Here is a 25948-nt window from a genome sequence, read left to right as displayed (position 1 = left end):
TCGACGGCTGGGGTGGGTGCCGGGTCGGGTGGGGTGGCGGAGGCAGGCCCGCGTGCCGTGTCGTCGGCTGCGGTTACCGCCGGGGCCTGGCCGGTGTCGCTGTGTGGTTCCGCCAGCAGAGGGCCGATCTGCTGGACCCGTACCGTCGGCCGGTCCCAACCCGGCGCGGACGGGGTCGCGGCGGTGCCCGGTGCGGGTGGAGCTGCCGGAGCCGCCACCGAGTCGGCTGCCACGGCGGAGCCGGGTGCCGCGGCCGGGTTCGCCACCGGTGCGTGGGCGGGTGCAGAGCCCGACGTGGTGCGGTCCCCGGTCGGGGCTGGCCCGGGCCGCTGTTCCGTGGGGCGGCGGGACGTGGAGACGTCGACGGGCCCGGTGGGCTGTTCCGGTGTGCCGGCCGACGGCCCGCCGGGCGGCTCGGCCCGGGTGGGCGGCTCGGCGGCGGGGAGGGGGCGTACCGACCCGGCGATGGTGGTCACGGGTGCAATGGCGGTCGGCTGGCCGTGCCGGATGGGTGCCCCGGCCGGTGGCACGGTCGTCTGGCCGGGGTCGGTGGGCGGCCCGGCGGGGATGGGGACCGGCTGCCCGTGGTGGGCCGGTGGACCGGGTGGCATCGTGGCCGGCGGCCCAGGGTGCGGTACGGCCAGGGGAGCAGCCGGTTGGGTGGGCTCTCCCGGCGGGACCGGTGACGACGGGTGGGGCGGCCGCTGGAGGCGCGGGGGCGCCCAGGGCGACGTCGGCGGTGCACCACCGGAGACCGGATCGGGGGACGACGGGTGCCGTTGCGGTGGTGCCGCCGCCGCGATGGCGTCCGGCCCCGGGTGGGCGGCGGGTGGCGGGCCCGGCGGTGCCGCCGGTGGCCCCGACTGCGGTGCGGGGGAGGCCGGGTGCGGCCGGGGGGCGGGGGAGGCCGGGTGGGGGCGGGGTGCGCCGGGCCGGTGGGTGGGCTGGACCCCGTACATCTGCCGGGGCAGTGGGACCCGGGGCTCGGTGTCCGGGGCGGGGCCCGGCCGTGGTGCCGTCGGGCGTACCGGCTGGCCGGCAGGGGCGGGCTGGCCCGAGGAGGGTGCTGGTCCAGCCGGGGCCGGTGGGCCCGGGGCGGCGGGGGTGGGGGGCGCGGAGACAGGATGGGGCGACGGTGGCGCAGACTCGGGCCGGGGCGTCGGGGTGGGCCGGTATCCCTGGTGGGGGGCCGCCGCCGGGGCGTACCCGGGAGGTGCCGATGGCGGAGCCGCCGGGGGGGCGGCCGGTGGCGCGGGGGAGGGCGGCTGCGGTTGACCCCCGGGGATGCCGAGATACTGACGGGCGGTGCGTACGGCGGGATGCTGCTCGCCGAGCGCGGCGGGCCCGGCGGTGGCGACGCGGGTGTAGTTGCGGCGGGCCTCGTGCCGGTTGCCCAACTCCTCGGCGACCCCGGCCAGATCGAAGGCCAGGGCGAGCATCAACGGGTCGGCTGGACTCCACCGCCGCTCGCCGGCCGCGTAGGCCTCCTCCAACACCCGCCGGGCGGCGGCCGGTTCGTCGGCCTCCCGGTGCAACCTCGCGAGCAGGTGCGCGGTGCCCATGATCTCCGGGTGGTCCTCACCGTACGCGGGACGGGCCGAGGCGATCGCGTCGGTGAGTAACCGGCGGGCCTCCGACAGGTCACCGGCGGAACGCAGGGCGAGGGCCCGGCGCTGGACTGCGGCGAGGGGTGAGGGTGCGGACACGCCAGCAATGCTGCCGTCTGAGCGGGTCCGGACGCTACCCACCCGCCACAGCCGCGTTCTGAGCTGCGATGATCCGGCTCCCGCCGGTGGGTCGGGCGGCGATGTGCATGATCCATATGGGCCGTGTACAGTAATGCCCCGTGCGGCCCGCCAGGGCGGCTGACCGGGGTGAAAGCCGCCGGGGCCGACGCGGTAGGCTGAACGAGCAGGTCCGGGTGGCGGAATGGCAGACGCGCTAGCTTGAGGTGCTAGTGCCCGTATAGGGCGTGGGGGTTCAAGTCCCCCCTCGGACACAATTCAGTACCTGATCCATCTCAGGTCGCCTGAACGGACACCGTTCGGGCTGTGGGCCGGTAGGTCAGGCTGATTCCCAGTTCGCGGTAAATCAGTGCCTTGGCTGCGGGGTGGGCGTCGCGGAGCACTTTGGTGGTGTTTTCCAGGGTCTCCACGATGGCGTTGATCTCGTCCGGGGTCATAGTGCGTCGGCCGGTGAGGCGGCGTAGTTCGGCTTCCGCGGTGACCTGTTCGGCGTTGACGTCGGTGATCCAGCGGCTGACGAGGGTGGGTCTGCGCCGCTGTCGAGTGCGGCGCGGTAACGGTCCAGTCGTGTGGCGCAGGTGGCGAGAACTTCCCGGGTTGCCTCGATGACTTGCTGGTCGATGTCGTCGGGATCTGCTGCACCGGTAGGTGACATCTGAGATGGCTTGCCCTGTGGGCGGGCTGGAAAGATATCGCCGTGCCTAAGCCCTGCCCCCGTGAGTACCGCGATGACGTCGTGCGGGTGGCCCGTGACCGTGACCCGGCGTGATGACCGTCGAGCAGATCGCGAAGGACTTCGGAGTCCACCCGATGACGCTGTTCAAGTGGCTGCGCCAGGCTGACGTTGACGCGGGAGTCAAGCTGGTGTCAGCGGCGGCGAGTCAGCCGAGCTGCGCGAGGGCCGCAAGCGGATCAAGCTCCTCGAACAGGAGAACGAGGTTCTGCGTCGGGCCGCGGCCTATCTGTTGCAGGCGAACCTGCCGGGAAAGGGCTCTACCCGCTCGTGAGCGGGCTGGCCGCCGACGGGATCCCGTGGCGGTGATGTGCCGGGTGTTGAAGATCGCTCGTCGGCCTTACTGCCGGTGGCTCGCCCGGCCGGAGGGTGACGCCGAACTCGTTGCCGCTTACCGCGCGAACGCTCTGGTGGACGCCCATCGCGATGATCCGGAGTTCGGTACCGGTTCCTGGTCGATGCCACCGCGACGCCGGACAGGCGGTGGCTGAGCGCACTGCGTGGCGGATCTGCTCGGGTAATGGCTGGTGGAGCGCGTTCGGGAAGCGCAAGCGTCGCGGAAAGAGCGGCAGGGTAGGCCCCCGGTGCATGACGATTTCGTGCGCCGGGACTTCACCGCCTACGGCCCGAACCGGTTGTGGCTGGCCGACATCACCGAACACCGCACCGGCGAGGGCGAGCTCTACCTATGCGCGATCAAGGACGTGTAGTCCCACCGGATCGTCGGCTACTGCCTTGACTCGCGTATGAATTCGAGGCTGGCCGTCAACAATCTGCACCACGCCGTAGCTCGCCGTGATGACGTGGCCGGCTGCGTGCGCTCGCGCCCAACCGGCTCTGCGGACGCCAGCCCTGCCCCATCAACTCCTTGCAGTCCCGGCGGGGCCTACGTTGCGTGAAGGGCTCGTATCCCCTCCTGGCCATCGAGAGCTGCATACTCAATGCCGGGTCCTCCGATCAGGCCACCGTGATCAGGCCCGCCTCGTAGGCGGCGATGACCAGATGAACCCGGTCGCGGGCACCCAGCTTGCTCAGCAGTCGGGTGATGTAGGTCTTGACGGTGGCGTGGCTCAGCCGTAGCTCGTCGGCGATCTCGGAGTTGGACATGCCCCGCCCCACCAGGGTGAGCACTTCTCGTTCTCGTCCGGTGATGCCGGAGAGCAGTCGGCGGGGGACAGCGGGCGCGGTGGGGGTGTCGACGACATGCTTGATCAGGCGACGGGTGACGCTCGGGGAGAGAAGGCCGTCGCCGTGCGCCACGGTGCGGATGGCGTCGAGGATGTCGTCCAGCGGCATGTCCTTGATCAAGAACCCGGCGGCGCCGGCCTGTAACGCCCCGAACACGTGGTCGTCCTCGTCGAAGGTGGTCAGGATCAGCACCCGTGTCTCGGGTGACAGGCTGACGATCTGTCCGGTGGCCTCGATGCCGCCCATCCCGGGCATCCGCAGATCCATCAGGACGACGTCCGGTTGCAGTTCGCGGGTCAGCCGGACTGCTTCCTCGCCGGTTTCCGCCTCACCGGCGATCGCCATGTCGTCGACCTCCGCCACCACCATGCGCAGGGCTGACCGGACCAGCGGCTGGTCGTCGACGAGCAGAACCCCGATGGTCATCGGGCGTCCGCCGGGATGGGTAGGTGGGCCGCCACCCGGAAGCCGCCCTCCGGACGTGGGCCGGTGACGATCGTGCCGTTGAGCATCTCGACCCGCTCCCGCATGCCGGTCAGCCCGAACCCGAACCCGGCCCTGGGCCGCCGGCCGCGACCGGTTCCGTCGTCGACCACCTCCACGAACAACCCGCCTTCGCGGAAACTGATCATGATCCGGCAGGCGTCGGTCTCGGCATGGCGGATCACGTTGGCCACAGCCTCCTGAACGATGCGATACGCGGCAGCATCGATCTCCATGGGCAGGGCCTGCGGCTCGCCCTGCCGGCTCACGTCGATGTCGACACCTGCCGCCCGGGTGGTGGCGACGAGTTCGTCGAGGGTGGTCAGCGAGGGCAGCGCCGTGGGGAGGTCCGGCCGGTCGGGGTCGACGTCGCGCAGCGAGGAGACGACCCGGCGCAGGCCGGACAGCGTCTCCTGGCCGACCTTCTCGATGTTGTGGACCGCTTCCCGGGCGGCTTCCGGTTGCGTGCGCATGACCCGGCGCGCCGCCCCTGCCTGCAGTGCGATGACGCCGAGGCTGTGCGCCACCATGTCGTGAAGATCGCGGGCGATGCGGAGCCGTTCCGCGTTGACCGCCTCGGCGGAGGCCTGTCTGAGCGTGGCTGCGGCGTGGGCCCGTCGCTGCCGGATCACCGTTCCGATGAGGACGGCCGTTCCCAACGTGAGTGCCATGCCCGGTTCCGACGGGGTGCCGCCTTCCCCGAGCAGTACCCAGCGTGTGATCAGGCAGGTGACGAGCAGACCCAGCGCCAGGCTGGCCGCGGTCAGCGTCACCCGGGGTGTGGAGTACAGCGTGAGGGCCGCCAGGGCGATGTCGATCGGGATGATCTGCGGCGCCCAGATCTCCGGCCGCTGCCACGCCAGGGTGGGGATTGCGATACTGACCAGTAGTAGCCCGAAGGCGGGCAGGGGCAACCGGCACAACCGGGTGCTGCCGGCCAGCGCTGCGGCGGTGGCCACCAGTAGGACCACCTGGGCCACGGTGGCGGCGAGAATGCCCGGCGGGAACAGCGACGACCAGCGTTCCTCGGGTGGGTCAGTCAGGAACCAGGCCCACGGGTACGCCGTCAACAGCCATGAAAGGAAGATCAGCGGGGCGACCAGTTGCAACGATCCGAGCCGGGTGAGGATGACGTTCGGCACCGCATGCACGACGCAAATCTAGCCGCCGGGCTTTCCGGGGACATCGGACCACGGCTGTACAACCTGGGATGACATGCACTGGCCGAAGTGTCAGCCCCGGACGGACGCGTCGGGCCGCCCGAATCGGCACGGTAGTTCTCGTGATCGAAGTGAAGCAACTGACGAAACGCTACGGCGAGACCACGGCCGTCGATGACCTGTCCTTCACCGTACGGCCGGGGCGGGTGACCGGATTCCTCGGTCCCAACGGTGCGGGCAAGACGACCACCCTGAGCCTCCTGGTCGGGCTGAGCAGGCCGACCCGCGGCACGGCCACCATCGACGGGGTGCCGTTCGACACCCACCCTCGGGGCCTGCGGTACGTGGGAGCCTTGCTGGACGCCCGTGACGTGCACGGCGGCCGCACCGGGCATGACCACCTCACCGCGCTCGCCCGCAGCAACGGCCTCGGCTGCAACCGGGTGCGGCAGGTGCTGGAGGAGGTGGGCCTGGCCGACGTCGCGGCGCGGCGCGTGGGGACCTACTCGCTGGGCATGAAACAGCGCCTGGGAATCGCCGCCGCCCTGCTCGGAGACCCGCCCGTGCTGCTGTTCGACGAGCCTCTCAACGGTCTCGATCCCGAGGGCGTGCGGTGGGTGCGTGGGCTCTTCCACCGGAAGGCCCACGAAGGCCGCACGGTACTGGTCTCCAGCCATCTCATGTCGGAGATGGAACACACCGCGATCGACCTGGTCGTCGTCGGCCGAGGGCGGCTGATCGCGGCCGAAACGCTTGTCGAGTTCGCCGCCCGCGGCAGGATGCCGTCGGTGACGGTGCGGACTCCCGACCCTACGGCGCTGTCCGCGGCGCTGGCCGAGGCCGGTGCGAAGGTCACCACCCAGGCCGACGGGGCGCTTGCGGTGCAGCAGATGAGCGCCCGTGACATCGGCGACCTGGCTCTGGCGAGATTCATACCACTGCACGAACTGAGTCCGCAGGTCCCTTCCCTCGAGGAGGCATTCATGAAGATGACCGGTGGCAGCGTCGAGTACCGGGCGGGAAGGAGGCAATGACCGGGTCGACGACCGCAGCGGTACCGGGCAGTGCCAACACCGGTGCTCTGGCGAGTTTCCGGGATCTGCTGGCAGCCGAGTGGATCAAGTTCTGGTCGTTGCGTTCGACGACCTGGACGCTGGTGATGAGCGGCGTTGCAATTCTCGCCTTCAACGGTTACGCGGCGTACGGAGACTATGCCAATCTGGAGGGCTTCTCGGCGGCCGCCCGCGCGGACTTCACCAGGTATGCGATGTCCGACGCCTTCACCCCCTCGTCGTGCCTCGCGCTCATGCTGGCGCTCGGCGCACTGGGCGTGAACGTCGTGGTCGGTGAGTACAGCACCGGGCTGATCCGGTCCACCTTCACGGCGGTACCGGCGCGTGGCGCGGTGATGGCGGCGAAGCTGGTCGTCGTCACCGCGGTGTCGTCGTCGTACGGCCTGGTGGTCATCGGTGGGTCCTTCTTCGCCACCCAGGCGATCCTCGGTCGGAAGGACGTGGGTCTGTCGATCACCGATCCGGGCGTGGCGGAACGGGTGCTCGCCTCCGTGCTGATGGCGCCGCTCGCCCCGCTGGTGGCCATGGCCGTCGGTGTCCTCCTGCGGCACAGCATCGCTACGATCAGCGTGTTCGTGGTCGCTTACCTGCTCGTACCGATCTCGCTCAGCGGGCAGACATACGCCACCGCCGTGCTCGGCCACCTGACGCCCTACCGTGCGTGGATGCGCATCGCCGACATCGAGTTCGGCAGTCAGCCCCACCCGTGGCCGGTCTCCGGCGCGTGGACCGTCTGCGCCGTCTGGGCGATCGTCGCGGTGATCCTCACGGTGGTGGTCGTGAAGCGCCGGGACCACTGACCGGCGAGCACCGTACAACTGCTGGAACTACCCACTTGACCGCGCCGGCCCGCGGCTTTCCGGGCCGGCGCGGTCGTTTCTATTGGTGGCAAGTTGCTTTCGGGACAGCCTCTGTTTCGGGCGCTGTCCGATGAGCCAGTTTTCCGCTACACGGCACTGTCGCCCTGCTTTCCGGCGAACGATCAACGTATGAGCTCTTGACGGAAGGGTTGCGGATGGCTGATGAGAATCTCGTTCTCCGTCCGAAGATAATCATCGAGGGTCTGGTCGACCGTTTCGTCGCCCAGCCGCACACAATCTCACCGGTGCAGGCGGCGATGAGTCTCGCATTCCTGCACAAGCCGCTTCTGGAGTCATATCTGCAGTCGCCGCAGCCTCACGTCAAGGCAAGCGCGAACCCGGACCTGCGCGGCGGCTACTTCATCAACATCCGGGAGGACAGGGCCGGCGAGTTGCGGTACCTGCTCGACTCGATCAACCGCGACCGGCCGACGTGCTGCGGTTCGCCCAAGCGATCGCCGATGAGCAGGAACTGCTGCGCACCAGCGCCTCCGGCTTCGATCTGACCCCGCTCTAACCGAAGCTGCCGGCCGAGCTCGGCGGCCTCGTGGAACTCGCCTGCGACACCGACAGCCAGGCGCAGGGCCGGCCACGTTGAGCGGTCCGGCGATCCTGGCTCGGGTCGTGCGGCGGCATGAACCGGACGACCTACCCGACCGGCCGGAACCAGGTGTACCCCGACCGGTCCCGAGCCTCTCCACCACACCCACCGCACGACGGACCACGGACCACGGCCCAGCACGGAACGAGCCTGGTCCCGACGACGCGGACACCGCCGACACCAGACCCGGACCTGCCGCCACCGACGGCGCGGCACTCCGCCCGCCGTTGCGGTGTCAGCCGACCCGCACCAGGTCGAACCGGTCGTAGACCATGCTGTAACCGCTGGATGCCGGGTTCCTGCCCACCGCCACGGCCCGCAGGGTGTGGTTGCCCGCGGACAACGACAGGGTGCCGTAGTCGGCCGCATAGTAGGCGGCGTTCCCGTACTCGTCCTGCGGCGGACCGACCATGACGCCGTCGAGGTAGAGGGCCTGGAACGCCCGGTTGGCGTTGCTCTTGAGGATTGCACGCAGGTGGTACACCCCGGACGTGCTCACCGGGAGCGTGAACTGGAGGTACTGACCCGCCGCGGTCCCGTCCAGGGCGGTGGCCGCGCCACCGCTGGCGCCGGCCTCGGTGAAGACCCGGCTGGTCAGGCCGGGCGAGGCGGCGGTCGACAGCGACTCCGCCTCGTACCTGGTGACCGGCGCGCTCGCCGTGGCCGGGGTGACGAGCACCTTGTACACGGCGTTGGTGGGCAGCGTGCCGAGCGCGAGGGTGACGCCGCCCGAGGACAGGGCCACGTCTGCGTCGAGCACGACCGTCGGTGTGGACAGCGTCGGCGTGTTGGCCACCCGCTCCGCCCGCACGTGCACGACGTTGGACAACGCCAGCGCCGACGCGTTGTTCAGCCGTAGCGATACCCCCTGGTCACCGGTGGTCTGGTTGCCGATGAGCAGGACACCGCGGCGCTGGCCGGTGTCCAACGACCCCAGCGCGTCGACGGTGGTCGCGGACGACGAGGTGACGGTGACCATCCGGCCGGTCATCGTCTTGTAGGTGTTGTAGTTCCACCAGACACCCTTGGGTAGGGTGCCGGTCGCCTTGTCGGCGGAGTTTCCCAGGGTGGCGATGAAGTTGCCGTCGCTGCCGATGTAGTCCCAGTCCGAGGCCAACGCGTCTTCCAGACCGTTGGGGACGCTGCGCTCGAACTGTGCCAGCCAGCGGACGTTCGGCCCCGCCGCCCAGGCGTCCGCGTTGCCGTAGCTGCTGCCCTGGTATTCGGTGATCGCGATCGGCATCGGGGTGATGCCGTTGGCCTGCATCCAGCTTCTGATCTGCGCCGTGTGTCCGGGCACGTCCGTCGGGGCCGGGCTCAGCTCGTGCCAGGACAGGACGTCGGGCAGGCAGCGGTTGTCGCGGCAGTAGGTGAGGAACTGCTGGAGCTTGGTGAAGTTGTAGGCGCTGAGCTCCGGTGCCTCGACCCGGTACGACGAGTTGCGTGCCTTCACCGCGTCGTAGGCCACCTTGTGTGCCTGGAAGTAGGTGGTGGTGTAGAGGTTTCCCCACTGCGCTTCCGGCTCGTTCCAGGGAATCCAGGCGTTGACCCGGTAGCCTTTCTGATCCGCCTCGGACATGACACCGTTGACGATGGTCGTCCAGGTGCTGAAGTTGCCGTTGTCACCGGGGCGGTAGTTGCGGTACGGACTGTTCGGGTTCGCCGAGTAGTAGTAGAGGCCGACCCGCAGGTTCGCGCCGGTCGCCGAGACCCGTCGGTAGGTGGCGGGGTCGTAGAGGCTCGGCAGGTTCGGGTGGTGGTCGGCACCGCGCTGCGACCTGACCCTGACACCGTCGACGAGATACTGCGCGGGCGCGGACGCCGAGATGCCGTGCAGGAAGCCGCTGGCGATCTGGGTGGCCGCTCCCCGGTCGGAACCGTAGTCGACGGTGATCGTGGTGGTGGCTGCCGCCGAGGCGGCGTCGGTGGTGACCGTGACCATGCCGGCGGCCACCAGGACACCGACGGCCGCAGCGGTCACCGGTCGTCCTGTACGGGAAAAGAACATCGGTCTCCTCCTGGAGAGATCCGGGGACGGGAGGTGCCCGTCGGAGGTCGACGGGCGGTCGGAGCGCGCACCGTGCGGCGGTGCGCGGTGCGTGGTGCGGCGGTGCGCGGTGCGTGGTGCGGCGGTGCGCGGTGCGTGGTTCGGGCGGGAAGCCTGCACCGGTGGTGGAGTGGCTGACCGGCCCGGCGTTCACGTCACCGGTAGGGGCTGAGCCGGCCACACATGCCGAACGGACGCCGGTCGGGCTCGGGCGCCGCCTGCGAGTGGACCTTGGCCTCGGCCAGATGGGTGCCGGAGCCCTCGGTCAGCGAGCGCAGGCGGCGTCGTACCTCAGCGAGGGAGGCGGCCGGACCGGCGTCGAGAATGCGATGCCACTGGGTGGTCCGGGCACTGGTCAGGGACACTGCGGCGTCGTACAGGGCCCGCAGCGAGGAGGTGTCACCGCTAGCCAGGTCCCGCTGGATCGCGAGGTAGCCCTGCACTGCGAGATCGCGGCGACGGCGGGCGCGACGCCCCGCCGCGGGGGAGTGGGTGGGTTCCGGTCCGAGATCGGCAGCCTCGGCGTATGCGGCCGGGTCCGCGAGGACCTCCGGCGGAAACGTGAGTACGGCGTCTCCGGCCTCCGGTAGCCCGCAGTTCTCCATGATGACCACCACCCTGAGGTCGCCGAGATTGACCGCCCGGTGCACGGTGCCCGGCGTGAAGCAGACGACGGTCCCCGGCAGCAGCGGTGTGGTGGCGGGGCCGGCGAGGGTCAGGGTGTGCAACTCGCCGCGCCCACCGACCACCACGTACGCCTCGGTGCACGCCGTGTGCAGGTGTGGTGAGCCGCCGTGGCAGCCGTCGGATGCCGCCCAGGGATAGACCTCGAGCCCGGAGACACCGATGCCGTTGGGTAGGTTCACCACGGGTGGTCCTCCAGGTACCGCTCGACGCGACCGGCAGTCCAGACGCCGTCGGCGATGACGACGCGGTACCGACGCCACAGGGTCGTCCCGGCCGGCAGGACCACCTCCTCCGCGAACGCCAACGACGGATTGACCGCCGCGAAGGGCTCGTTGCGCACGAACCAGACGGGCGGGCTGTCCTCGGCGGACGGGTCGGGAACAACGACCAGGGTCGAGGCCGCGTCCACGACATCGTGCGGGCCGGTGTACGCGAGCCACGCCGCCCGCTGTCCCATCACACTGGGTCCCTCCAGACCACCGGCGGCGAGGATGGTGCCGCCGGTCAGATCCCGTGGCCCACGCCAGAACAGGCCGCTGTAGCCGGCCGCCTCCCGGCCGAGGACGGTGGGGCTGCCGATCTCCAGCGCGTCCCCGCTCACGTTGGTCAGCGCGCTGGCGATGGTGAGCTCCCAGATGCCCGCCACCTCGTCTACGCCGTGTACGGCGATGTCCCGGTGTTCCTCGATCCAGGGCCGGCCCCGGGCGTTGTACCAGTGCACCTGCTCGGTGAGGTCGAGTCGGTCGACGCCGACGTCGAACCGGGAGAACGCCTGGTGGCGTAGTGACCCGACGTTGTCGAGCCGCTGGTAGCCCTCGTCACGCACGTAGCTGTAGCCGCCCCAGAAGTTCTCCCCCGACAGATGGGAGATCGTCATGGCGACACCCTTGTGCCAGCGGTGGTCGTGCGGGCGGTGTGCCGAGACGAGATTGCCGGCGGTGGTGCGTACCGGGTGGAAGAAGGGCGCCGGGCATTCCCACGGGTCGGTCTCGGCCCCGTACACGTAGGACACCAGTTCCTGGTCGCGGATGCTGACGGTGACGGCCGTACCGACGTCGTGCCGGACCCGCAGAGCCACGTCGGCCGGGATGTTGCGGTTCATGCGTTGCTCCTTGCCGGCGCCCAGCCGGCCGTGTCGCCATGCAGGGCGTGGTAGAAGGGGCTCTGCGGGACGAGTTCGGTGCGCCGTACCGCCCGACCGGTCAGGGCCGACTGGTACAGGGCGGTGACGAGTTCGAGGGTGCTCCGGACACCGGCTCCGCTGGCCGGTGGACGCGTACCGGCCCGCAACGCCGCCAGGAGCAGCGGAAACTGGGCGGCGTGCGAACTGGGCACGTCGGGCGTCGGCGTCCGCCACCGCTGACGGCGCTGTTCGGGCACGTGCGGGGCGGCGGTGTACGTCCAGTCGCTGTCGCGGTAGCCGTACAGGTGGGTCAGTTCGACTGTCGCGTCGGACAGGTCGATCCGTAGGTAGCTCTCCTCACGAGGTGACAGGATGCTGTTGGTGACGCTGGCCAGCGCGCCGTTGGTGAATCGGACGAGGGCCAACGACACGTCCTCGGTCTCGACGTCGCGGTCCAGCCGCCCGGCCAGCGCGGTCACCTCCTCCCAGGGGCCGAGCAGGGTCAACAGCAGGTCCATCTGGTGGATGCCGTGTCCCATGGTCGGGCCGCCGCCCTCGGACGCCCAGCTACCGCGCCAGGGGACGGTGAAGTAGGCGGGCGGGCGGTACCAGGCGGTCGTGCACTGCGCCAACAGCGGACGGCCCAGCTCACCGGCGGCGATCAGGTCAGCGGCGTGCATTCCGGCGGAGCCGAACCGGTGCTGGAACACCACCGAGGCGTAGGCACCGCTGGCCTGCTCCGCGGCGGTGATCCGGTCGAACTCGGCGAGTGTGCGGCACGGAGGCTTCTCCACCCAGGCCCAACTGCCGGCGGCGAGGACCGATTCGAGTTGCCCGACGTGCTCGGCCGGCGGCGTGCACACGTGCACCAGGTCCGGACGTTGCGCGGCGAGCATCTCGTCGACCTCGGTGTAACCGGCGGTGATGTCGGCGTGGGCGCAGAACTGCGCGAGCCGGGAGGGGTCCACGTCGACCGCGGCGACCAGTTCGACCCGGTCCCGGTGCGCCTGGATCGTGGGCAGGTGACTGCCGGTGGCGATGCCGCCGGTCCCGACGACGGCCACCCGGATGCGTCCGTCCCGACCTGTCATGCGGTGTGCTCCTTCGCGCTGGTGGGGTTCATCGGCTGGACCGTCCGTCCCGCGCGGCGACCGCTGTCGGATCGACCACCCGCAGGGCGACGAGCAGCAACCCGAGGGTGGTCGCCATGTAGACGGTCGCCATGGCGTTGATCTCCTGGGAGGCGAGTTCCCCGGCCTGGACGGCCGCGCCGTACAACGCGACGACGAGGGTCTGACTGTCCGGGCCCGAGACGAGGAAGGTCAGTTCGAACTGGCCGACGACCCGTACCAGGGTCAGGACACCGGCTGCCAGCAGGCCGGGCACCAGCAGCGGACCGAGGATGTGCACGAAGACCCGGCGGTTGGTGGCACCGCAGACCCGGGCCGCCTGTTCGATGCGGGGATCGACCTGCTCCACGAACGGGATGAGCACCAGCACCGCGAACGGGATGGCCGGGACGAGGTTCACCAGCACGATCCCGGCCAGCGTGTCGTTGAGTCGCAGCCGGTAGACCAGGGTCGCCAACGGCACGGCGTAGGTCATGACGGGCACCACCTGCGGCACGAGGAACAGGAGCAGGAGCAACCGGCGACCGGGGAAGGTCAGCCGGGCCAGCACGTAGGCGGTCGGCAGTGCCACCGCAAGCGTCACCGCCACGACGGCCACCCCCACCTCGACGGTGGTCACCAGCAGCCGTCCGAGGCCGAAGGTGGTCCACGACTGCGTGTACCAGCGGGTGGTGTAGCCGCGCGGCAGCCAGCCGTCGGCAAGCTGCGTGGTGAGCGAGGCGAGCAGGACGCTGGCCACGGCCAGCAGCAGGCCCCCGACGAACACCCACAGCCCGCCCCAGGTGACCGCGCCGGTGAGGGTGTACCCGGGCGGGCGGCGTGCGGCCCCGACGGGGGGCGGGGCGGCTTGCCCGGTGGATGTGGCGGCGACGTCGGTCATCCCTTGCCTCCGGTGGTGGGCCCGCGGTGCAGCAGCCCGCGTGCCGACAGCACGAGGCCGAGGACCGCCAACTGGACGACCGCCATCACCACGGCGGCGGCGGACGCGGTCGGGTAGTGCCCGTAGCTGTACTCGGTGTAGGCGACCTTCGACAGCACGCGGGTGGGACCGGCGTCGTTGCCCACCAGGGTGGCGGAGGGGAACACCCCGAACGCCAGCACGAAGGAGAGGCAGAACGTGATCGTCATCCCGGGCAGCAGCAGCGGGAAGGTCACCAGCCAGAACCGTTGGGCGGGCCGCGCGCCGCAGACCGCAGCGGCCTTGTCCAGGCCCGGGTCGATGCCTGAGGTGTAGCCGACCATCAGCAGGAACGCGAAGGGCAGCCCGGTGAACACCAGCGACAGCAGCACTCCGGTGACGTTTCCGACCAGGGGCAGCGGCTGTTCGATGGCCCCGATGCCGAGCAACGCCCGGTTGAGCCAGCCGGAGGGGCCGAGGAACTCCTTCATCGCCGAGGCGACGAAGACGGTGCCCAGGGTCATGGGGACCAGGACGACAGCGATGAGGGCGCGTTTGGCCCGGACCCGGCCGCGCATCCGGTAGGCGATCGGCACCGCCAGCACGACGTTGACGACCGAGGCGGCGAGCGCCAGCTCCAGCGTGATCAGGATCGACCTGCGGCTGCCGTGGTTGTTGACCAGTCGGTCGGCGAAGAAGTCACGATAGGCCGAGGACCAGCCCTGGGTGCCCTGGAAGGACAGCCCGACGCCGTAGCACACCGGGTAGACGAAGAACACGACCATGAACAGCGCGCCGGGCACGACCAGCCACACCGTCGGCGTGACGCCCCGCCGACGGGCCCGGTCCCGCCACCGCAGCAGGTGATCCCCGCTGGGCCCGCTCGCGCTCATGACGGCTGTCCGCCGACCGGCAGGGCCCGGTCGGGCGTCGGTGTCTCCGTCTGCGGCCGGGCGAACAGCCGGACCCGGTCCGGCGCGACGACGGCGACCGCCCGTTCGCCGGGCCGGAACGACCGGTCCGACCGGCAGTGCAGGAGTTGGCCACCGGGTCCGCTGCCCTCGATGGCGAAACCCCGGCCCTGGTACTCGCACACCCGCACGTCGAGCGGCACCTCGTTGCCGGAGCCGGCGGCCGGTTCCCGGACGAGCAGCAGATCCTCGGGTCTGATCATCGCGACGGCGGGGCCCGGGGCGGGCCGGTCGGTGCCGTGTCCACCGACGCGCAGCACCAGGTCGCCGGCGTCGAACACCCCGCCTGTCAGTGTCCCCGGCAGACTGTTGCGGTAGCCGACGAACCCGGCCACGAACGCGTTGGCGGGCCGCTCGTACACCTCGGCGGGTGTGCCGACCTGCTGGACCGCGCCGTCGCGGAGCACCACCAGCCGGTCGGCGAGGGACAAGGCCTCGGTCTGGTCGTGCGTCACATAGATGGTGGTGAGGCCGAGTTGCTGGTGCAGCGCCCGGATCTCGGTGCGCAGATCCAACCGCAGGCTCGCGTCGAGGTTGGACAGGGGTTCGTCCATCAGCACCAGGCGGGGCTCGACCACGACGGCGCGGGCGATCGCCACCCGTTGCTGCTGGCCGCCGGAGAGCTGGCGGGGATACCGGTCGGCCTGCGCCCGCAACCGGACGAGGTCGAGGGCCCGCCGCACCCGCTCGGCCCGCTCGGGCTTCGGGCACCCCCGCATCCGCAGGCCGAAGGCGATGTTGTCGGCGACGGTCAGGTGGGGGAAGAGCGCGTAGTTCTGGAAGACCATTGCGATACCACGCTGTTCCGGCGGTAGCCGGTCGATGCGCCGCCCGTCCAGGCTGATCGTGCCGGTGGTCGGATCGAGTAGCCCGGCCAGCAGGTTCAACGCCGTCGACTTGCCGCAGCCGGACGGGCCCAGCAACGCTACGAACTCACCTGCGGGCACGTCGAGCTCAAGGCCCTCCAGCGCGGTGAAGGAGCCGAACTCCCGACGCAGGGCGTCGATACGCAGCGCGCCCCCGCAGCCCCGGCCGGTCACTTCGTCGACCCGATCGATCTGTTCCAGATGTCGTACTTCACCTGCACGTGATCGCCCACCACCGGGTTGCGCACCTGCGCGGTGGCCAGCAGCCGCCGGTTGAAGTCCGGGCTGCCGTGCCGCTGGTAGCGTGCCTGAGCGTCGGCGGTGGCCATGGACAGGTCGACACCGTGGACGGGGAAGGCGGCGCGGAACGGGATCGTCATCGCCTGGTGCCGGGGTTCCAGCAGATACGTGATCAGGGCCAGGTCGACGGCGAGCCGGTCCGGGTCCACCCCCCTCGGTACGGCGGCCCACTGGGCGACCTCGATGGTGACCGGGTCGTCGAACGCCTGGAGAGCGAAGTGGTCGCCGAGCACGCCCTTGGCCTTCATCTGCACGTCGAAGCCGGTCTCGCTGAGCACGATGTCGAGCGATCCCTTGGCGAGGGCGTCGAAGGTGTCGACCGTCTTGGTGGCGTACGGGGCCGTGTATCTGTTGAGCTCCGCCAGATAGGCCCAGGTCTTCGTCCAGGTCGCCGGGTCGGCCGGGTTCGGGTCGCCGAGCATGTGGGGCAGCGCGTCGACGAACTGGTTGGCCGGCCCGCTACCGGTGGGCACGGCGGCGAACCCGAACCGTCCCGGATGTGCTTTCGCCCAGGTCAGCAGCTCCTGTGGGGTGCGCGGTGGATGCGCGACGGTCCGCGTGTCGTACGCGAGCACCGGGCCGTCCGGCTGGCCCGAGATGATCATTGCGTTGCCGTTGAGGACATCCTGCAGCTGCCGCGCGGCCGGAGTCATCACGCCGGTCGGGTCGGGCAGGGCGGCGGCGTAGCCCGGCAGCAGGGGCACCACGGTCTGCTGCTTGGCGAGCAGGGAGAGACCCTCGGTGCCGGTGAGGACCAGGTCGTCGGTGACGTTGCCCGACTGCTGCTGGGCGTAGAGCTTGCCGACGACATCGGTGGGTGTGCCGCTCTCGTACCGTACCGACGACACGAGCTGCGGATGTTCCTGGGCGAAGCGTTCGATGACCGGTTTGGTCAGGGCGAGGACGCCGGAGACGTCCAGGATGCGCAGCACGACCGGCCTGGTCGGCAGGTCCGGCACCCCGGTCGGCGGTGCCGCGACCGGAGCGCGCCCGGGGGCGGCGCAGCCGGTGAGCGCGACCGCGAGGGCGACGACTGTCACCACAGCGGCGGGACGGGATCTGCTCATCGACGGTTCTCCTGGTCGTAGCGTTGTGGGGGTCGGCGCCGGCGGCGGTCACCGTGTCGGCGGTCGGGCGCGACGAACCAGCGGAGGGACGGCCCGTCCCGTTCGGGCCGGCTCCGATGGTCATCGGTTGCAGACGGGAACCGGGTGGACCCGGGCGGGCCACGCCCGGACACCGGGCGCGGTGACCTGCCGACGGACGGCGGGCGGCGTCGCCGGCAATCCGGTGCAGAACCCCCGAAAGCCCATTGGTTAATTAGATTGGCATCTATGCGCTAGGGTCACGATAGTGATCGATCACTTTTCTGTCAACGCTCTTCGATCACCACCGCCCACCAGGGGGAATGAGAGAAATGGCAACCGGGCAAACAGGACCCACGGGCCGCGCCGAGAGGGCCGCCACGATCCACGAAGTCGCCCGCGCCGCCGGCGTCTCCCACCAGACGGTCTCCCGGTTCCTCAAGGGCCGGGGCGGACTCAAGCCCCAGACCCTGGAAAAGGTCACCCAGGCCATCGAACAGCTCAACTACCGGCCGAACCTCGCCGCCCGATCGATGCGGACCCGGCGATCGGGCCGGATCGCCGTCGTGCTGCCCGACACCACCGACTTCGTGCCGACCCGCCTGCTCAGCGGTGCCACCGACGCAGCCCATGAAGCCGGATACCTGCTCGACGTCGTCGGGCTCGAAGGCGACGCCGCGGCCCGAGCCGACCGGATGCGCACCCTGCTGTCCCCCGAGAACGTGGACGCCGTGCTGTCGTTCACCCCGCTCGCCACCCGGATGGCGGACCTCGACCTGACGTCCTTCCCCGTACCGGTCCTGGTCGACGGCGAGTACGACGACAACATGCGGGCCCAGGGCGTACTCGCGGACGCCTCACCGATAGCCGAGATCGTCCGCCGGCTCGCCGCCGACGGACACCGCCGCTTCGCCCACGTCGCCGGCTCCGACCTGTGGGCATCCGCGCGCAACCGCCGCCGGGTCTACGAGACGACGGTGGCGCAACTAGGGCTCACCTCCTGCGCGGTCGTCGACGGCGACTGGACCGTGCGATCCGGCTGGGAGGCGGCCACCACGGTGCTGGCCCGCTGCGGAGCCACCGCCGTGCTGGCCGCCAACGACCGGGTCGCCTTCGGGATCCTTCAGGGACTCCAGAGCCTGGACATCGACGTCCCCGGCCAGATCAGTGTCTTCGGCTGGGACGACGACGAGATCGGCCACTACACGCGTCCGACCCTGTCGACGGTCAGTGTCGACCGGGAACGGCAGGGCCGGGAGGCGATGCGGCGACTCCTCGCCCTCCTGCGCGGCGAGGAGTCGCCGAGTCCGCCGCACCCGTCCGACCTGCACCGCCTCCTACCGCGCCAATCCACCGGCCCCGCGCCGGCAGGGTAGGTGGAGACGACCCGGGGATCGTGAGCACGAGCTGTCCCGGGCGACACACGGTGTCCTGCGAGATACGCGATCGCTGGCGGCCGGCCGGGCCGGCCTGGTCTCTCGACCTCGCCGACCGGATGCTGCCGGTCGCCGCGGGCTGGCGCGCGCGAACCTGCCCTGCGGCAGGTCACAGAGTCAGGGGTTGTCGGTTGTCATCGATCCGGTTGCTGCACTCTCGGCGAGGACGTTGAGGGCCTGCCCTCAGGCGGAGATCCGGTGGCGGCGGAGTCATCTGCTCGACAGCCGAACGACGGTGGTGATGGGTGTCGGGCAACACATTGACATCGACGGTCGCCTACCCCAACGTTTCGCGGCATGCGACCCAGTACGCGGATCCTCACGGTTCTGCTCTCGGCCGTCCTGGTGGTGGGTGCCCTGCACGCGCCTGCCAGGGCGGACTCTGCCTGTCCACTCGCGACTGACCCCGCCACAGCCTTCACTCTCGATGCGACTGCCGAGCAGTCGATGACGGTGCGTGCCGGCTGTGCCCGTCATGCTCCTGCGGCGCTCGCGACTCTGGCCAGCCATCCAGACGATCTGGTGATGACGTTCGACTATGTCGGCGAGGACGTGTCAGCCACCTTCCGGCAGGAGGTCGCCAAGGTCCAGGATGCGCAGGCCCGCGGCCAGACCTTCAGCGAGTACTTCCAGGCGCTCGCCGACGAGAACGCCACCGGGCTCTACCCGACGATCGGAGACTTCGAACTCGACGGCTCGTTGCACGTGGTCGGGAACAGCATGGTGCTGGTCGTGCCGACGGCAGAGGTCAGCGTCACCTCGACCGCATGGCAGAAGGTGATCGCCTCCTGGGCCGCCTTCGGCACCGGTGCCCTGGTCACCGGCTTCTGCTTTGCATTCTTCTCGGTCGGCGCCGTTGTCGCCGGCCCGGTGTGCGGGGCGTTGGGTGGTTTCTTCAACGGCCTCGTCAGTGAGCTTGTCAACGCGGCCTTCGACCAGCGACCGCTCGCCGACAAGGACGTCATGGGTGAGGCCTTCGCAGTGGCGATAAGCCAGGCATTTCAGGGCGCTATTGTCGGCGGAGTACTCGGGTTTCTACAGGCGACCGCCACACCGGTGATCACTGGGTTGCAGCTCCTGCTGCGGAGGTTGGCGGCGTCGGTCTGGGGCGGTGGGGCGCTCAAGGTCGTCGCGACCACCCTCACCGGCTTCGACCTCGCGATGATCGAGCGGCTGCGCCGCAAGATGCAGCAGCCCGTCGGCGGGGCCGCGAACGGCCTGCGGGTGCTGCCGCTGGGTGACTCGATCACCTTTGGCGTCGGCGGTAGCCCGGAGGGCACCGGCTACCGGGCCCGTCTGTGGGAGCAGTTGGTCGACGAGCCTGGACCGCTCGACTTCGTCGGCTCCCAGGACTCCGGGCAGTTGCCCGACACCGATCACGAGGGGCATCCGGGTTGGCGGATCGAACAGATCGACAGCCTGGTGACTGACTGCACGATGCGCCGCTACCGGCCCAACGTCGTCACCCTGCACATCGGGACCAACGACGCCCGTAGGTCTGACAGCGGTTCGCCGTCGGACCGGCTCCGATCTCTGATCCAGAAGATCGTCCGGATCGCTCCGGAGACCACCGTGCTGGTGGCCACCCTGGTGCCGTCGCTGGACCCGGCCGTCAACGCGCGGGTCCAGCAGTACAACGCCCAGATCCCGGGAATCGTCAACGGCCTGCGGGCCACCGGTCAGCCCGTACGGCTGGTCAGCATGTCCGCGGTGACCACGGCGGACATGTCCGACCCGCTGCACCCCAACAACACCGGCTACCGCAAGATGGCCGATGCTTTCGACCGTGCCGTCACCGCCGCCCGGGCGGAGGGGCTGATCGTGCCGCCGGTGCCCGGAGACACCGGCCCCTGCGTCGGGGAATCCTCGTCTCCACCGCCGTCGACGACGCCTACTCCGCCCGGTTGGAACTGGGTGGGCGAGATCGCTCCCGGCGTCGGAGCGCCCCGTGACCAGGTGCGGTTCGCCGATCTCAACGGCGACGGCCGCGACGACTACCTGGTGGTCGGTGACCAGGGTCAGGTCCGGGCGTGGTTCAACGTCCGTAGCGGCAACGGGTTCGGTTGGCAGTACCGGGGTGAGGTCGCCTCCGGCTCGGCCCCTCGCGACCAGGTCCGCTTCGCCGACCTCGATGGCGACGGCCGCGACGACTACCTGGTGGTCGGTGACCAGGGCCAGGTCAGAGCATGGCTCAACACCGGCACCGGCAACGGTGTGGGATGGGCCAGTCAGGGCGAGGTCGCGCCGGGTGTCGGTGCCACGAGGGACCAGGTCCGGTTCGCCGACGTCGACGTCGACGGCCGCGCCGACTATCTGGTGGTCGGTGACCAGGGCCAGGTCAAGGCCTGGCTCAGCAACTTCGGTACCGCTGGGGCGGGCTGGAGCTACCAGGGTGAGATCGCCACGGGTGTCGGCGCGACGAGGGACCAGGTGCGGTTCTCCGACCTTGACGGCGACGGCCGCGACGACTATCTCGTGGTCTACGCCCAGGGCCAGATCCGTGGCTGGCTCAACACCATCGGTGACGGCAGCCGGCCGTGGAACTACCAGGGTGACGTGGCCGGAAACGTCGGTGCGACCAGCGCCGAGGTGGTCCTGGCCGACGTCAACGGCGACGGCCGCAACGACTACCTCGTAGTCAATGACGCCGGGCGGGTCACCGCCTGGCTCAACGACCGCTACGGCCACCCCGATCCGTGGGACTGGAAGGGTCTGATCGCTTCCAGCAGCGCTCCCCGCGACCAGGTGCGGTTCGCCGATCTCAACGGCGACGGCCGCGACGACTACCTGGCAGTCGGCGACCAGGGCCAGGTCAAGGCATGGCTGAACGTCCTCGGTGGTGACGGCGTCGGCTGGGACTGGCGAGGCGAGGTCGCCTCCGGTTCGGCTCCTCGCGACCAGGTGCGGTTCGCCGATCTCAACGGCGACGGCCGTGACGACTATCTGGTGGTGGGCGACCAGGGCCAGGTGAGGGCTTGGCTCAACACGGGCACCGGCAACGGTGTGGCGTGGACCTCCCAGGGGCAGGTCGCCTCCGGTTCGGCTCCTCGCGACCAGGTGCGGTTCGCCGATCTCAACGGCGACGGCCGTGACGACTATCTGGTGGTGGGCGACCAGGGCCAGGTGAGGGCTTGGCTCAACACGGGCACCGGCAACAGCGTGGCGTGGACCTCCCAAGGGGTGATCGCCTCGGGTATCGGCGCGGCGGGCGACACCCTCAGGTTCGACGACGTCAACGGCGACCGCCGGGACGACTACCTGGTGGTGGGTGAGTACGGCCAGATCCGCGCCTGGCTCAACAACCGGGGTGGTCCGGGCTCCGCGTGGTTGTCACTGGGCGAGATCGCCTCGGGCGTCGGCTACACCCGCGACAGGGTGGAGCTGGCGGAGATCAACGGTGACCGTCGCGCCGACTATCTGGTCCTCGATGCCCAGGGTGGCGTCCGGGCATGGTTCAACAACGACGCGGCGGGCGGCCCAGCACCAGCCAACCCATCGCCGATGCCGAACGATCCGACACCGACCGCGCCACCGGGTAACAACGGCTCCGGGCCGAACGACGGTCTTCCCCTCTGCGTCGCGAACCGCTGCTGACCGAGCGCTGATCGTGGGTCGACCAACCCGGCATCGCCCCCCAGCTCCGCCATGACCCACTTCATCCGGTCCCACAACGACCTGACACCCCAGCTGGGGTGTCAGGTCGTTGTGGGACGTTGTTCGTCAACGGACACCGCTGCGGCAGAAGGCGCAGGTACGGGCGGGGCAGGGGGCGGTGTACCGGACGGAGCGGTGAGCGGTGGACCGGCTGCTGCGTGCGGATCGCAACGCCGCAGCCGGTGCCGGCTGGGGGGTAGCGGGGGAGCCTGCCCATCTCGGCCCCACAGTTGATGTCCATCGACCCTCATCGTGGCGATTCGGGGAGATCCGTTGACCGGGCTCGAACCGGCGTCCTCCCGGCACCTAGCCGGGTGCTCTACCACTGAGCTACAACGGATCTCCACGGCCCCGTCGGCTGGGCTCGAACCAGCGTCCACCCGGTCCAGAGCCGGGCGCTCTACCACTGAGCTACGACGGGCGCGATCATGCTGCCCGATCACGGCTTGATGTGTCCATCCCGTTCCGGCAGCTCGCTGACCACGACGTCACCCGGGATCGGCGTCTGCTCCAGACTGTCTTTGGTCACTCTTCCGGAGAACGCCCCACCAGCACGTAGCACCGACGCCCACAGCGGGTCCGCGATCGATACCCCGTGCACCAACTCGGGCGTGGGCCGGAACACCCCGGTGGCTGCGGGTGCCCGGGGACCTGTCCAACCGGACGTGACCGGGTCGACGCCACCATCGGCGCATGCCGCCTCCACATCCGCACGGGTGCAGGTGGCGGTGCCGTCGAGCACGTCCCAGGGCAGCGGCAGCCGAGCCCACACGCCCACGTCGGGGTGCAGGCCGCCGCCGGTCGACCGGTGCCACGCCGCCAGGTCCGCCGCGATCAGCATCATCGCCTTGCCCGGGCAGGACGCCTGCAGCAGGCCGAGGCTGCCGGCGGCGTCGAGCGCTGCGAGCCAGGCCGCCCGCGCGGCGTTGTACGCGCCGCACAGGAGGTTCCACGTCGACGAGTCGTTACCCCGCCGCACGATCATGGTGGCCCGGTCGAACTCGCTGGCCGTCCATACCTGCTTGAGTAACGCCGCGACCTGACGCATCGTCGCCCACCACCGGCCCAGCAGCTCACCGCGCTGTGCCTCGGTCAGCCGGGCGAGCACAGTCGGCGTCGGATGGGCCTGGGCGATCATCCACCAGTCCGTCGCCGGGTTGGCGGTGCAGTGCCTGAACAACAGGTCGGCGATGTCGTCGTACGGGTTGTCCCGCCCTGAGAGCGTGAACTCTCGCCGCAACTTCCGCTTGGCAGTCAGATACGCCACGAAGCACCCCGCCCACGGATCAGCCAGAAAGGCATCCCGCTCGGTGCTCGCGGCGAATCCTGCCCGCGTGACCATGGTCAACTGCCGCTTGGTCTGTTCGACGGCCAACCTGTCGGCTTTCGCCAGCAGGCGCTGCGTCACCCGGAATCGCCGGTTGTACTGCCGCTTCGACAGCTCGATTCCGGCCGCGGCCCGGTCCTCCCGGTTCAACCGGTCGCGCAGGAAATCCAGCCGGGCCGGATCGACGGCACCGAGGGATTCGCTCAGGCGGGCCGAGAAATCAAGCAGCGAAACGGGATCGTCCGGGTCGACGCCACCGGGTGGCAGTTCGAACAGCCGCGCGGCGGCGTCGATCTGACGGGCACCACCGATCGGCCGGGCGAAGTCCGCCGACATCGAACTCCACCCGTTCCAGCGCGCTGCCGTACGAGCCGCCCACCCCAACGTCATCCGGTCCCGAAGTCCTAGCTGGCCACCCACCACCCGCAGCACGAGATGCGCAACCTCCTCCGGCCGGCGCCGCTCGTCGAGCGACGTGTGCAGCGCGACCAGGGCATCCTCGGCAGAGGTCTCGGCGATTGACATGGCGGCATCCTGGCAGGGACGACGAGAGCCGGGCAATCCGATTCACCACCTCACCCACCGGTCGGGGCTGCTCCTCGATCTGACGACGGTGACGGGTCGCACGGTGGCTGAGAGCCTCATGACACTGATCTGTATCGAAGAACGCGCGGTCGACCGGGTGATCGCCGAAGCGGCCGGTCCGGCCCTGGCCCGCAAGGCGCCGTTCGTGGGCTCCCAGCGCCCCAGTGCTTTTCCCGTACGGCCTGGTCCCGGCCGTACGGTCCGGCGTCGCCATGCCCGAGGCGCTCCGCCTCGGCGTCGATCTCGGAGCGGAACGTCTGCGGCGGACGGACGAGCCCGGCATCGGGGCGGTGACACCGGGTTGCCGGGTGACCGCTGCGGGCGAACGCGGCGGTCGCCGGGGTGGCCTCGAACTGCGTCACACGGCGGCCGGGGCGATCACCGCGCTGTGCGGCCGACGTTTGAGTACGCACTACTCAGGACATGCCCGCAGCAGGTCCCTAGGTTCGCCCCCATGATGTCCTCTCCCACTACCAATTCCGCACCTACCTGGTTCCGGCGCGCACTGACGACCCTGACCTGCGGCGCCCTTCTGCTTCCCACGACCCTCGCCTCGTCGGCCGACGCCGCCGACGGCCGCCGCGGCGACAGGCTCGCCGACCTGCGGGTGTGCGACCTGTCCGCCTGTTACCTGGCGGTGGGGGTGGTGGACTCCGACGGTGACGGTGTGGCCGACGCCGACGAGACCGCCCTCGGTTACGACCCGCTCGACCCGGCGAGCACCCCGCCGCTGTCCCTCGTCCTGGACGCGACGATCGACGGGAAACTGCCGACCTACGAACTCGGGTACGGCACGTGGGCCGTGTTCCCGGAGGAGTTCGTCAAGGGCCTCGAAAAGAAGTGGCTCAACCTGCAGGAACTGCCCGGCGGTGTCGAGCCGGGCCTGCCGTCGGAGGTCTTCGGGATCCCCACCCGCCGGGGCAGCATGGCGCTCGCCGGGATCGACGACGGGCTGCTCAAGGGCTTCGGTGTCGAAGCACCGTGGAAGACCGGTCTGACCTTCGGCCTGACCCTCGACAGCGGCGGCAAGACGATGGGGATCGACCTCGGTCGGTTCAACGGCAGCTGGTACGGCGCGTACGACGGGGTGACCGCCTGGTGGGCGGCCAGCCACGGCGGCGAGAAGAACACGAGCAGCGACAACGGCACGAGGGCCACGGAGTACGGCGACGGGTCCTCGTCGAGGACCACTCCCGGTACGCCGGGGTGCGAGATGATCTGCACGTCGAGCAGCCGGACCGAGTACTACGACCCGGAACTGAACACGGCAGGGTCGTCGACCGACGAGGCGTACTACGACCTGAGCGGCAGGTACCACACCGAGCGGACGCAGCGCGACGAGAACGGGAACGTCGTCAAGGAGACCGAGACCGTCCACACGGGAGGCAAGGACGGCGGCACGACCATCACGAAGGACACCACCGAGTACGAGCGCGACAAGGACGGCAAGGTCACCGGCACGACGAAGACCCACACCGAGCGCACGGTCGACAAGAACGGCAAGGAGACCTCCTCGACCACCAAGACCCAGAAGTGCGACGCCAAGGGTGAGAACTGCACCGATGCGATGACCACCGGCGAGGAGGGCACCGGCCTGACCCTGCCCGGCACGGCCTGGCTCTCGCACCAGGAGACGGCCGCCGCGATCGACAAGCTGCTCACGATGAAGGGCTCGACGGTCACCCCGGTCCAGGACGCACCCTCCGTGGTCGGCGTCCTGACCGACGACGACGTCACCGCGGCCATGCACCGCCGGGACCTGATCTCCCTGTTCTCGGGTGACGACACCAGCACCCACGTCGGGGCGATGGTCCTCGATACCGGCTGGAACACCGCCGCGCCCGAGACCCGCCCCGACCTACCCAACCCGCTCGACGGGGCGACCGGCGGCGGGGCCCCCGGGGGCTGCACCTCCGGCGGCGGCACCTGCTGAGACCGCCGTCCGACGGCGGTGCGGCTGTCGTCGCCGACGCCCGCCGCGCCGCCGTCGGACACC

19 protein-coding genes, 3 tRNA genes and 1 pseudogene are annotated in these 25948 nt (G+C 70.2%); 8 read left to right on the top strand and 15 right to left on the bottom strand.

Features of this window, described 5'->3' with window-relative positions; genetic code table 11:
• Positions 1 to 1289 precede the first annotated feature (1289 nt).
• Positions 1290 to 1706, bottom strand: a pseudogene (locus AB0B63_RS01370) (tetratricopeptide repeat protein); the annotation flags it as partial.
• A 209-nt stretch (positions 1707 to 1915) separates the two neighbouring features.
• Between AB0B63_RS01370 and AB0B63_RS01365 the strand changes: the two are divergent.
• Positions 1916 to 1999: transfer RNA gene (locus AB0B63_RS01365), tRNA-Leu, on the top strand.
• A 21-nt stretch (positions 2000 to 2020) separates the two neighbouring features.
• Here the strand turns inward: AB0B63_RS01365 and AB0B63_RS01360 are convergent.
• On the bottom strand, positions 2021 to 2182 hold the full coding sequence (locus tag AB0B63_RS01360; RefSeq protein WP_357013634.1) for a hypothetical protein: 162 nt from the start codon (positions 2180 to 2182) through the stop codon (positions 2021 to 2023).
• An 880-nt stretch (positions 2183 to 3062) separates the two neighbouring features.
• Here AB0B63_RS01360 and AB0B63_RS01355 point away from each other — a divergent pair.
• Positions 3063 to 3188: a hypothetical protein gene (locus AB0B63_RS01355; protein WP_357013632.1), complete on the top strand. Its 126-nt coding sequence runs from the start codon at positions 3063 to 3065 to the stop codon at positions 3186 to 3188.
• A gap of 247 nt (positions 3189 to 3435) precedes the next feature.
• Here AB0B63_RS01355 and AB0B63_RS01350 read toward each other — a convergent pair whose 3' ends face one another.
• Positions 3436 to 4092: a response regulator transcription factor gene (locus AB0B63_RS01350; protein WP_208569966.1), complete on the bottom strand. Its 657-nt coding sequence runs from the start codon at positions 4090 to 4092 to the stop codon at positions 3436 to 3438.
• On the bottom strand, positions 4089 to 5300 hold the full coding sequence (locus AB0B63_RS01345; RefSeq protein WP_208569967.1) for a sensor histidine kinase: 1212 nt from the start codon (positions 5298 to 5300) through the stop codon (positions 4089 to 4091). The genes AB0B63_RS01350 and AB0B63_RS01345 overlap by 4 nt, the downstream gene beginning before the upstream one ends.
• Positions 5301 to 5431: 131 nt before the next feature.
• Between AB0B63_RS01345 and AB0B63_RS01340 the strand changes: the two genes are divergently transcribed.
• The 3 genes from AB0B63_RS01340 to AB0B63_RS01330 all read left to right on the top strand — a co-directional run bounded on the left by AB0B63_RS01340 (position 5432) and on the right by AB0B63_RS01330 (position 7748).
• On the top strand, positions 5432 to 6343 hold the full coding sequence (locus tag AB0B63_RS01340) for an ATP-binding cassette domain-containing protein (protein WP_208569968.1): 912 nt from the start codon (positions 5432 to 5434) through the stop codon (positions 6341 to 6343).
• Positions 6340 to 7182 (top strand): ABC transporter permease, encoded by an 843-nt coding sequence (locus AB0B63_RS01335; RefSeq protein WP_357013627.1) that lies wholly within the window; start codon positions 6340 to 6342, stop codon positions 7180 to 7182. The genes AB0B63_RS01340 and AB0B63_RS01335 overlap by 4 nt, the downstream gene beginning before the upstream one ends.
• A 215-nt stretch (positions 7183 to 7397) precedes the next feature.
• Complete coding sequence (locus AB0B63_RS01330) at positions 7398 to 7748, top strand: hypothetical protein (RefSeq protein WP_357013625.1); 351 nt, start codon at positions 7398 to 7400, stop codon at positions 7746 to 7748.
• Positions 7749 to 8078: 330 nt separating this feature from the next.
• Here the strand turns inward: AB0B63_RS01330 and AB0B63_RS01325 are convergent, their stop codons facing one another.
• From AB0B63_RS01325 to AB0B63_RS01290, 8 genes are all read right to left on the bottom strand, one after another.
• The gene (locus AB0B63_RS01325; RefSeq protein WP_357013622.1) at positions 8079 to 9824 is read right to left on the bottom strand and encodes a hypothetical protein; all 1746 of its coding nucleotides are present in this window, start codon (positions 9822 to 9824) and stop codon (positions 8079 to 8081) included.
• 221 nt (positions 9825 to 10045) lie between these two features.
• The gene (locus AB0B63_RS01320; RefSeq protein WP_357013620.1) at positions 10046 to 10759 is read right to left on the bottom strand and encodes a cupin domain-containing protein; all 714 of its coding nucleotides are present in this window, start codon (positions 10757 to 10759) and stop codon (positions 10046 to 10048) included.
• Positions 10753 to 11679 (bottom strand): PmoA family protein, encoded by a 927-nt coding sequence (locus tag AB0B63_RS01315; RefSeq protein WP_357013618.1) that lies wholly within the window; start codon positions 11677 to 11679, stop codon positions 10753 to 10755. Before AB0B63_RS01315 ends, AB0B63_RS01320 begins: the two co-directional genes overlap by 7 nt.
• Positions 11676 to 12791 (bottom strand): Gfo/Idh/MocA family oxidoreductase, encoded by a 1116-nt coding sequence (locus tag AB0B63_RS01310; protein WP_208569973.1) that lies wholly within the window; start codon positions 12789 to 12791, stop codon positions 11676 to 11678. The genes AB0B63_RS01315 and AB0B63_RS01310 overlap by 4 nt, the downstream gene beginning before the upstream one ends.
• A 28-nt stretch (positions 12792 to 12819) precedes the next feature.
• Complete coding sequence (locus tag AB0B63_RS01305; protein ID WP_357013614.1) at positions 12820 to 13710, bottom strand: ABC transporter permease subunit; 891 nt, start codon at positions 13708 to 13710, stop codon at positions 12820 to 12822.
• Complete coding sequence (locus AB0B63_RS01300) at positions 13707 to 14621, bottom strand: ABC transporter permease subunit (protein ID WP_208569975.1); 915 nt, start codon at positions 14619 to 14621, stop codon at positions 13707 to 13709. The genes AB0B63_RS01305 and AB0B63_RS01300 overlap by 4 nt, the downstream gene beginning before the upstream one ends.
• Entirely contained in the window at positions 14618 to 15739 is a 1122-nt protein-coding gene (locus tag AB0B63_RS01295; protein WP_357013610.1) for an ABC transporter ATP-binding protein, read from the bottom strand. Before AB0B63_RS01295 ends, AB0B63_RS01300 begins: the two co-directional genes overlap by 4 nt.
• Entirely contained in the window at positions 15736 to 16932 is a 1197-nt protein-coding gene (locus AB0B63_RS01290; protein ID WP_357013607.1) for an extracellular solute-binding protein, read from the bottom strand. Before AB0B63_RS01290 ends, AB0B63_RS01295 begins: the two co-directional genes overlap by 4 nt.
• A gap of 350 nt (positions 16933 to 17282) precedes the next feature.
• Between AB0B63_RS01290 and AB0B63_RS01285 the strand changes: the two genes are divergently transcribed.
• Positions 17283 to 18326 carry a LacI family DNA-binding transcriptional regulator gene (locus AB0B63_RS01285; RefSeq protein WP_208569977.1) on the top strand — a complete coding sequence of 348 codons (1044 nt, stop codon included), beginning with the start codon at positions 17283 to 17285 and terminating at the stop codon, positions 18324 to 18326.
• Between the two features lie 585 nt (positions 18327 to 18911).
• Positions 18912 to 21980: an FG-GAP-like repeat-containing protein gene (locus AB0B63_RS01280; protein WP_357013604.1), complete on the top strand. Its 3069-nt coding sequence runs from the start codon at positions 18912 to 18914 to the stop codon at positions 21978 to 21980.
• Positions 21981 to 22308: 328 nt separating this feature from the next.
• Here the strand turns inward: AB0B63_RS01280 and AB0B63_RS01275 are convergent.
• The 3 genes from AB0B63_RS01275 to AB0B63_RS01265 all read right to left on the bottom strand — a co-directional run bounded on the left by AB0B63_RS01275 (position 22309) and on the right by AB0B63_RS01265 (position 23892).
• Positions 22309 to 22380: transfer RNA gene (locus AB0B63_RS01275), tRNA-Pro, on the bottom strand.
• A 9-nt stretch (positions 22381 to 22389) separates the two neighbouring features.
• Positions 22390 to 22461: transfer RNA gene (locus AB0B63_RS01270), tRNA-Gln, on the bottom strand.
• 18 nt (positions 22462 to 22479) lie between these two features.
• Positions 22480 to 23892 carry a hypothetical protein gene (locus AB0B63_RS01265; protein WP_357013601.1) on the bottom strand — a complete coding sequence of 471 codons (1413 nt, stop codon included), beginning with the start codon at positions 23890 to 23892 and terminating at the stop codon, positions 22480 to 22482.
• A gap of 517 nt (positions 23893 to 24409) precedes the next feature.
• Here AB0B63_RS01265 and AB0B63_RS01260 point away from each other — a divergent pair.
• Positions 24410 to 25885 (top strand): thrombospondin type 3 repeat-containing protein, encoded by a 1476-nt coding sequence (locus AB0B63_RS01260; protein WP_357013598.1) that lies wholly within the window; start codon positions 24410 to 24412, stop codon positions 25883 to 25885.
• Positions 25886 to 25948: the final 63 nt, after the last annotated feature.

The organism is Micromonospora sp. NPDC049081, from assembly GCF_040648835.1.
GTDB classification, from domain to species: domain Bacteria; phylum Actinomycetota; class Actinomycetes; order Mycobacteriales; family Micromonosporaceae; genus Micromonospora; species Micromonospora antibiotica.
Note: the sequence above shows the minus strand (reverse complement) of the source record. Positions and strands in the feature narration are given on the sequence as shown.

Excerpts from the sequence above, each read along its gene's own strand:
- AB0B63_RS01360 (WP_357013634.1), bottom strand. The coding sequence starts at position 2,182 with ATGACCCCGGACGAGATCAACGCCATCGTGGAGACCCTGGAAAACACC.
- AB0B63_RS01350 (WP_208569966.1), bottom strand. The coding sequence starts at position 4,092 with ATGACCATCGGGGTTCTGCTCGTCGACGACCAGCCGCTGGTCCGGTCA.
- AB0B63_RS01335 (WP_357013627.1), top strand. The coding sequence starts at position 6,340 with ATGACCGGGTCGACGACCGCAGCGGTACCGGGCAGTGCCAACACCGGT.
- AB0B63_RS01330 (WP_357013625.1), top strand. The coding sequence starts at position 7,398 with ATGGCTGATGAGAATCTCGTTCTCCGTCCGAAGATAATCATCGAGGGT.
- AB0B63_RS01315 (WP_357013618.1), bottom strand. The coding sequence starts at position 11,679 with ATGAACCGCAACATCCCGGCCGACGTGGCTCTGCGGGTCCGGCACGAC.
- AB0B63_RS01310 (WP_208569973.1), bottom strand. The coding sequence starts at position 12,791 with ATGACAGGTCGGGACGGACGCATCCGGGTGGCCGTCGTCGGGACCGGC.
- AB0B63_RS01305 (WP_357013614.1), bottom strand. The coding sequence starts at position 13,710 with ATGACCGACGTCGCCGCCACATCCACCGGGCAAGCCGCCCCGCCCCCC.
- AB0B63_RS01300 (WP_208569975.1), bottom strand. The coding sequence starts at position 14,621 with ATGAGCGCGAGCGGGCCCAGCGGGGATCACCTGCTGCGGTGGCGGGAC.
- AB0B63_RS01290 (WP_357013607.1), bottom strand. The coding sequence starts at position 16,932 with ATGAGCAGATCCCGTCCCGCCGCTGTGGTGACAGTCGTCGCCCTCGCG.
- AB0B63_RS01285 (WP_208569977.1), top strand. The coding sequence starts at position 17,283 with ATGGCAACCGGGCAAACAGGACCCACGGGCCGCGCCGAGAGGGCCGCC.
- AB0B63_RS01280 (WP_357013604.1), top strand. The coding sequence starts at position 18,912 with ATGACGTTCGACTATGTCGGCGAGGACGTGTCAGCCACCTTCCGGCAG.
- AB0B63_RS01265 (WP_357013601.1), bottom strand. The coding sequence starts at position 23,892 with ATGTCAATCGCCGAGACCTCTGCCGAGGATGCCCTGGTCGCGCTGCAC.
- AB0B63_RS01260 (WP_357013598.1), top strand. The coding sequence starts at position 24,410 with ATGTCCTCTCCCACTACCAATTCCGCACCTACCTGGTTCCGGCGCGCA.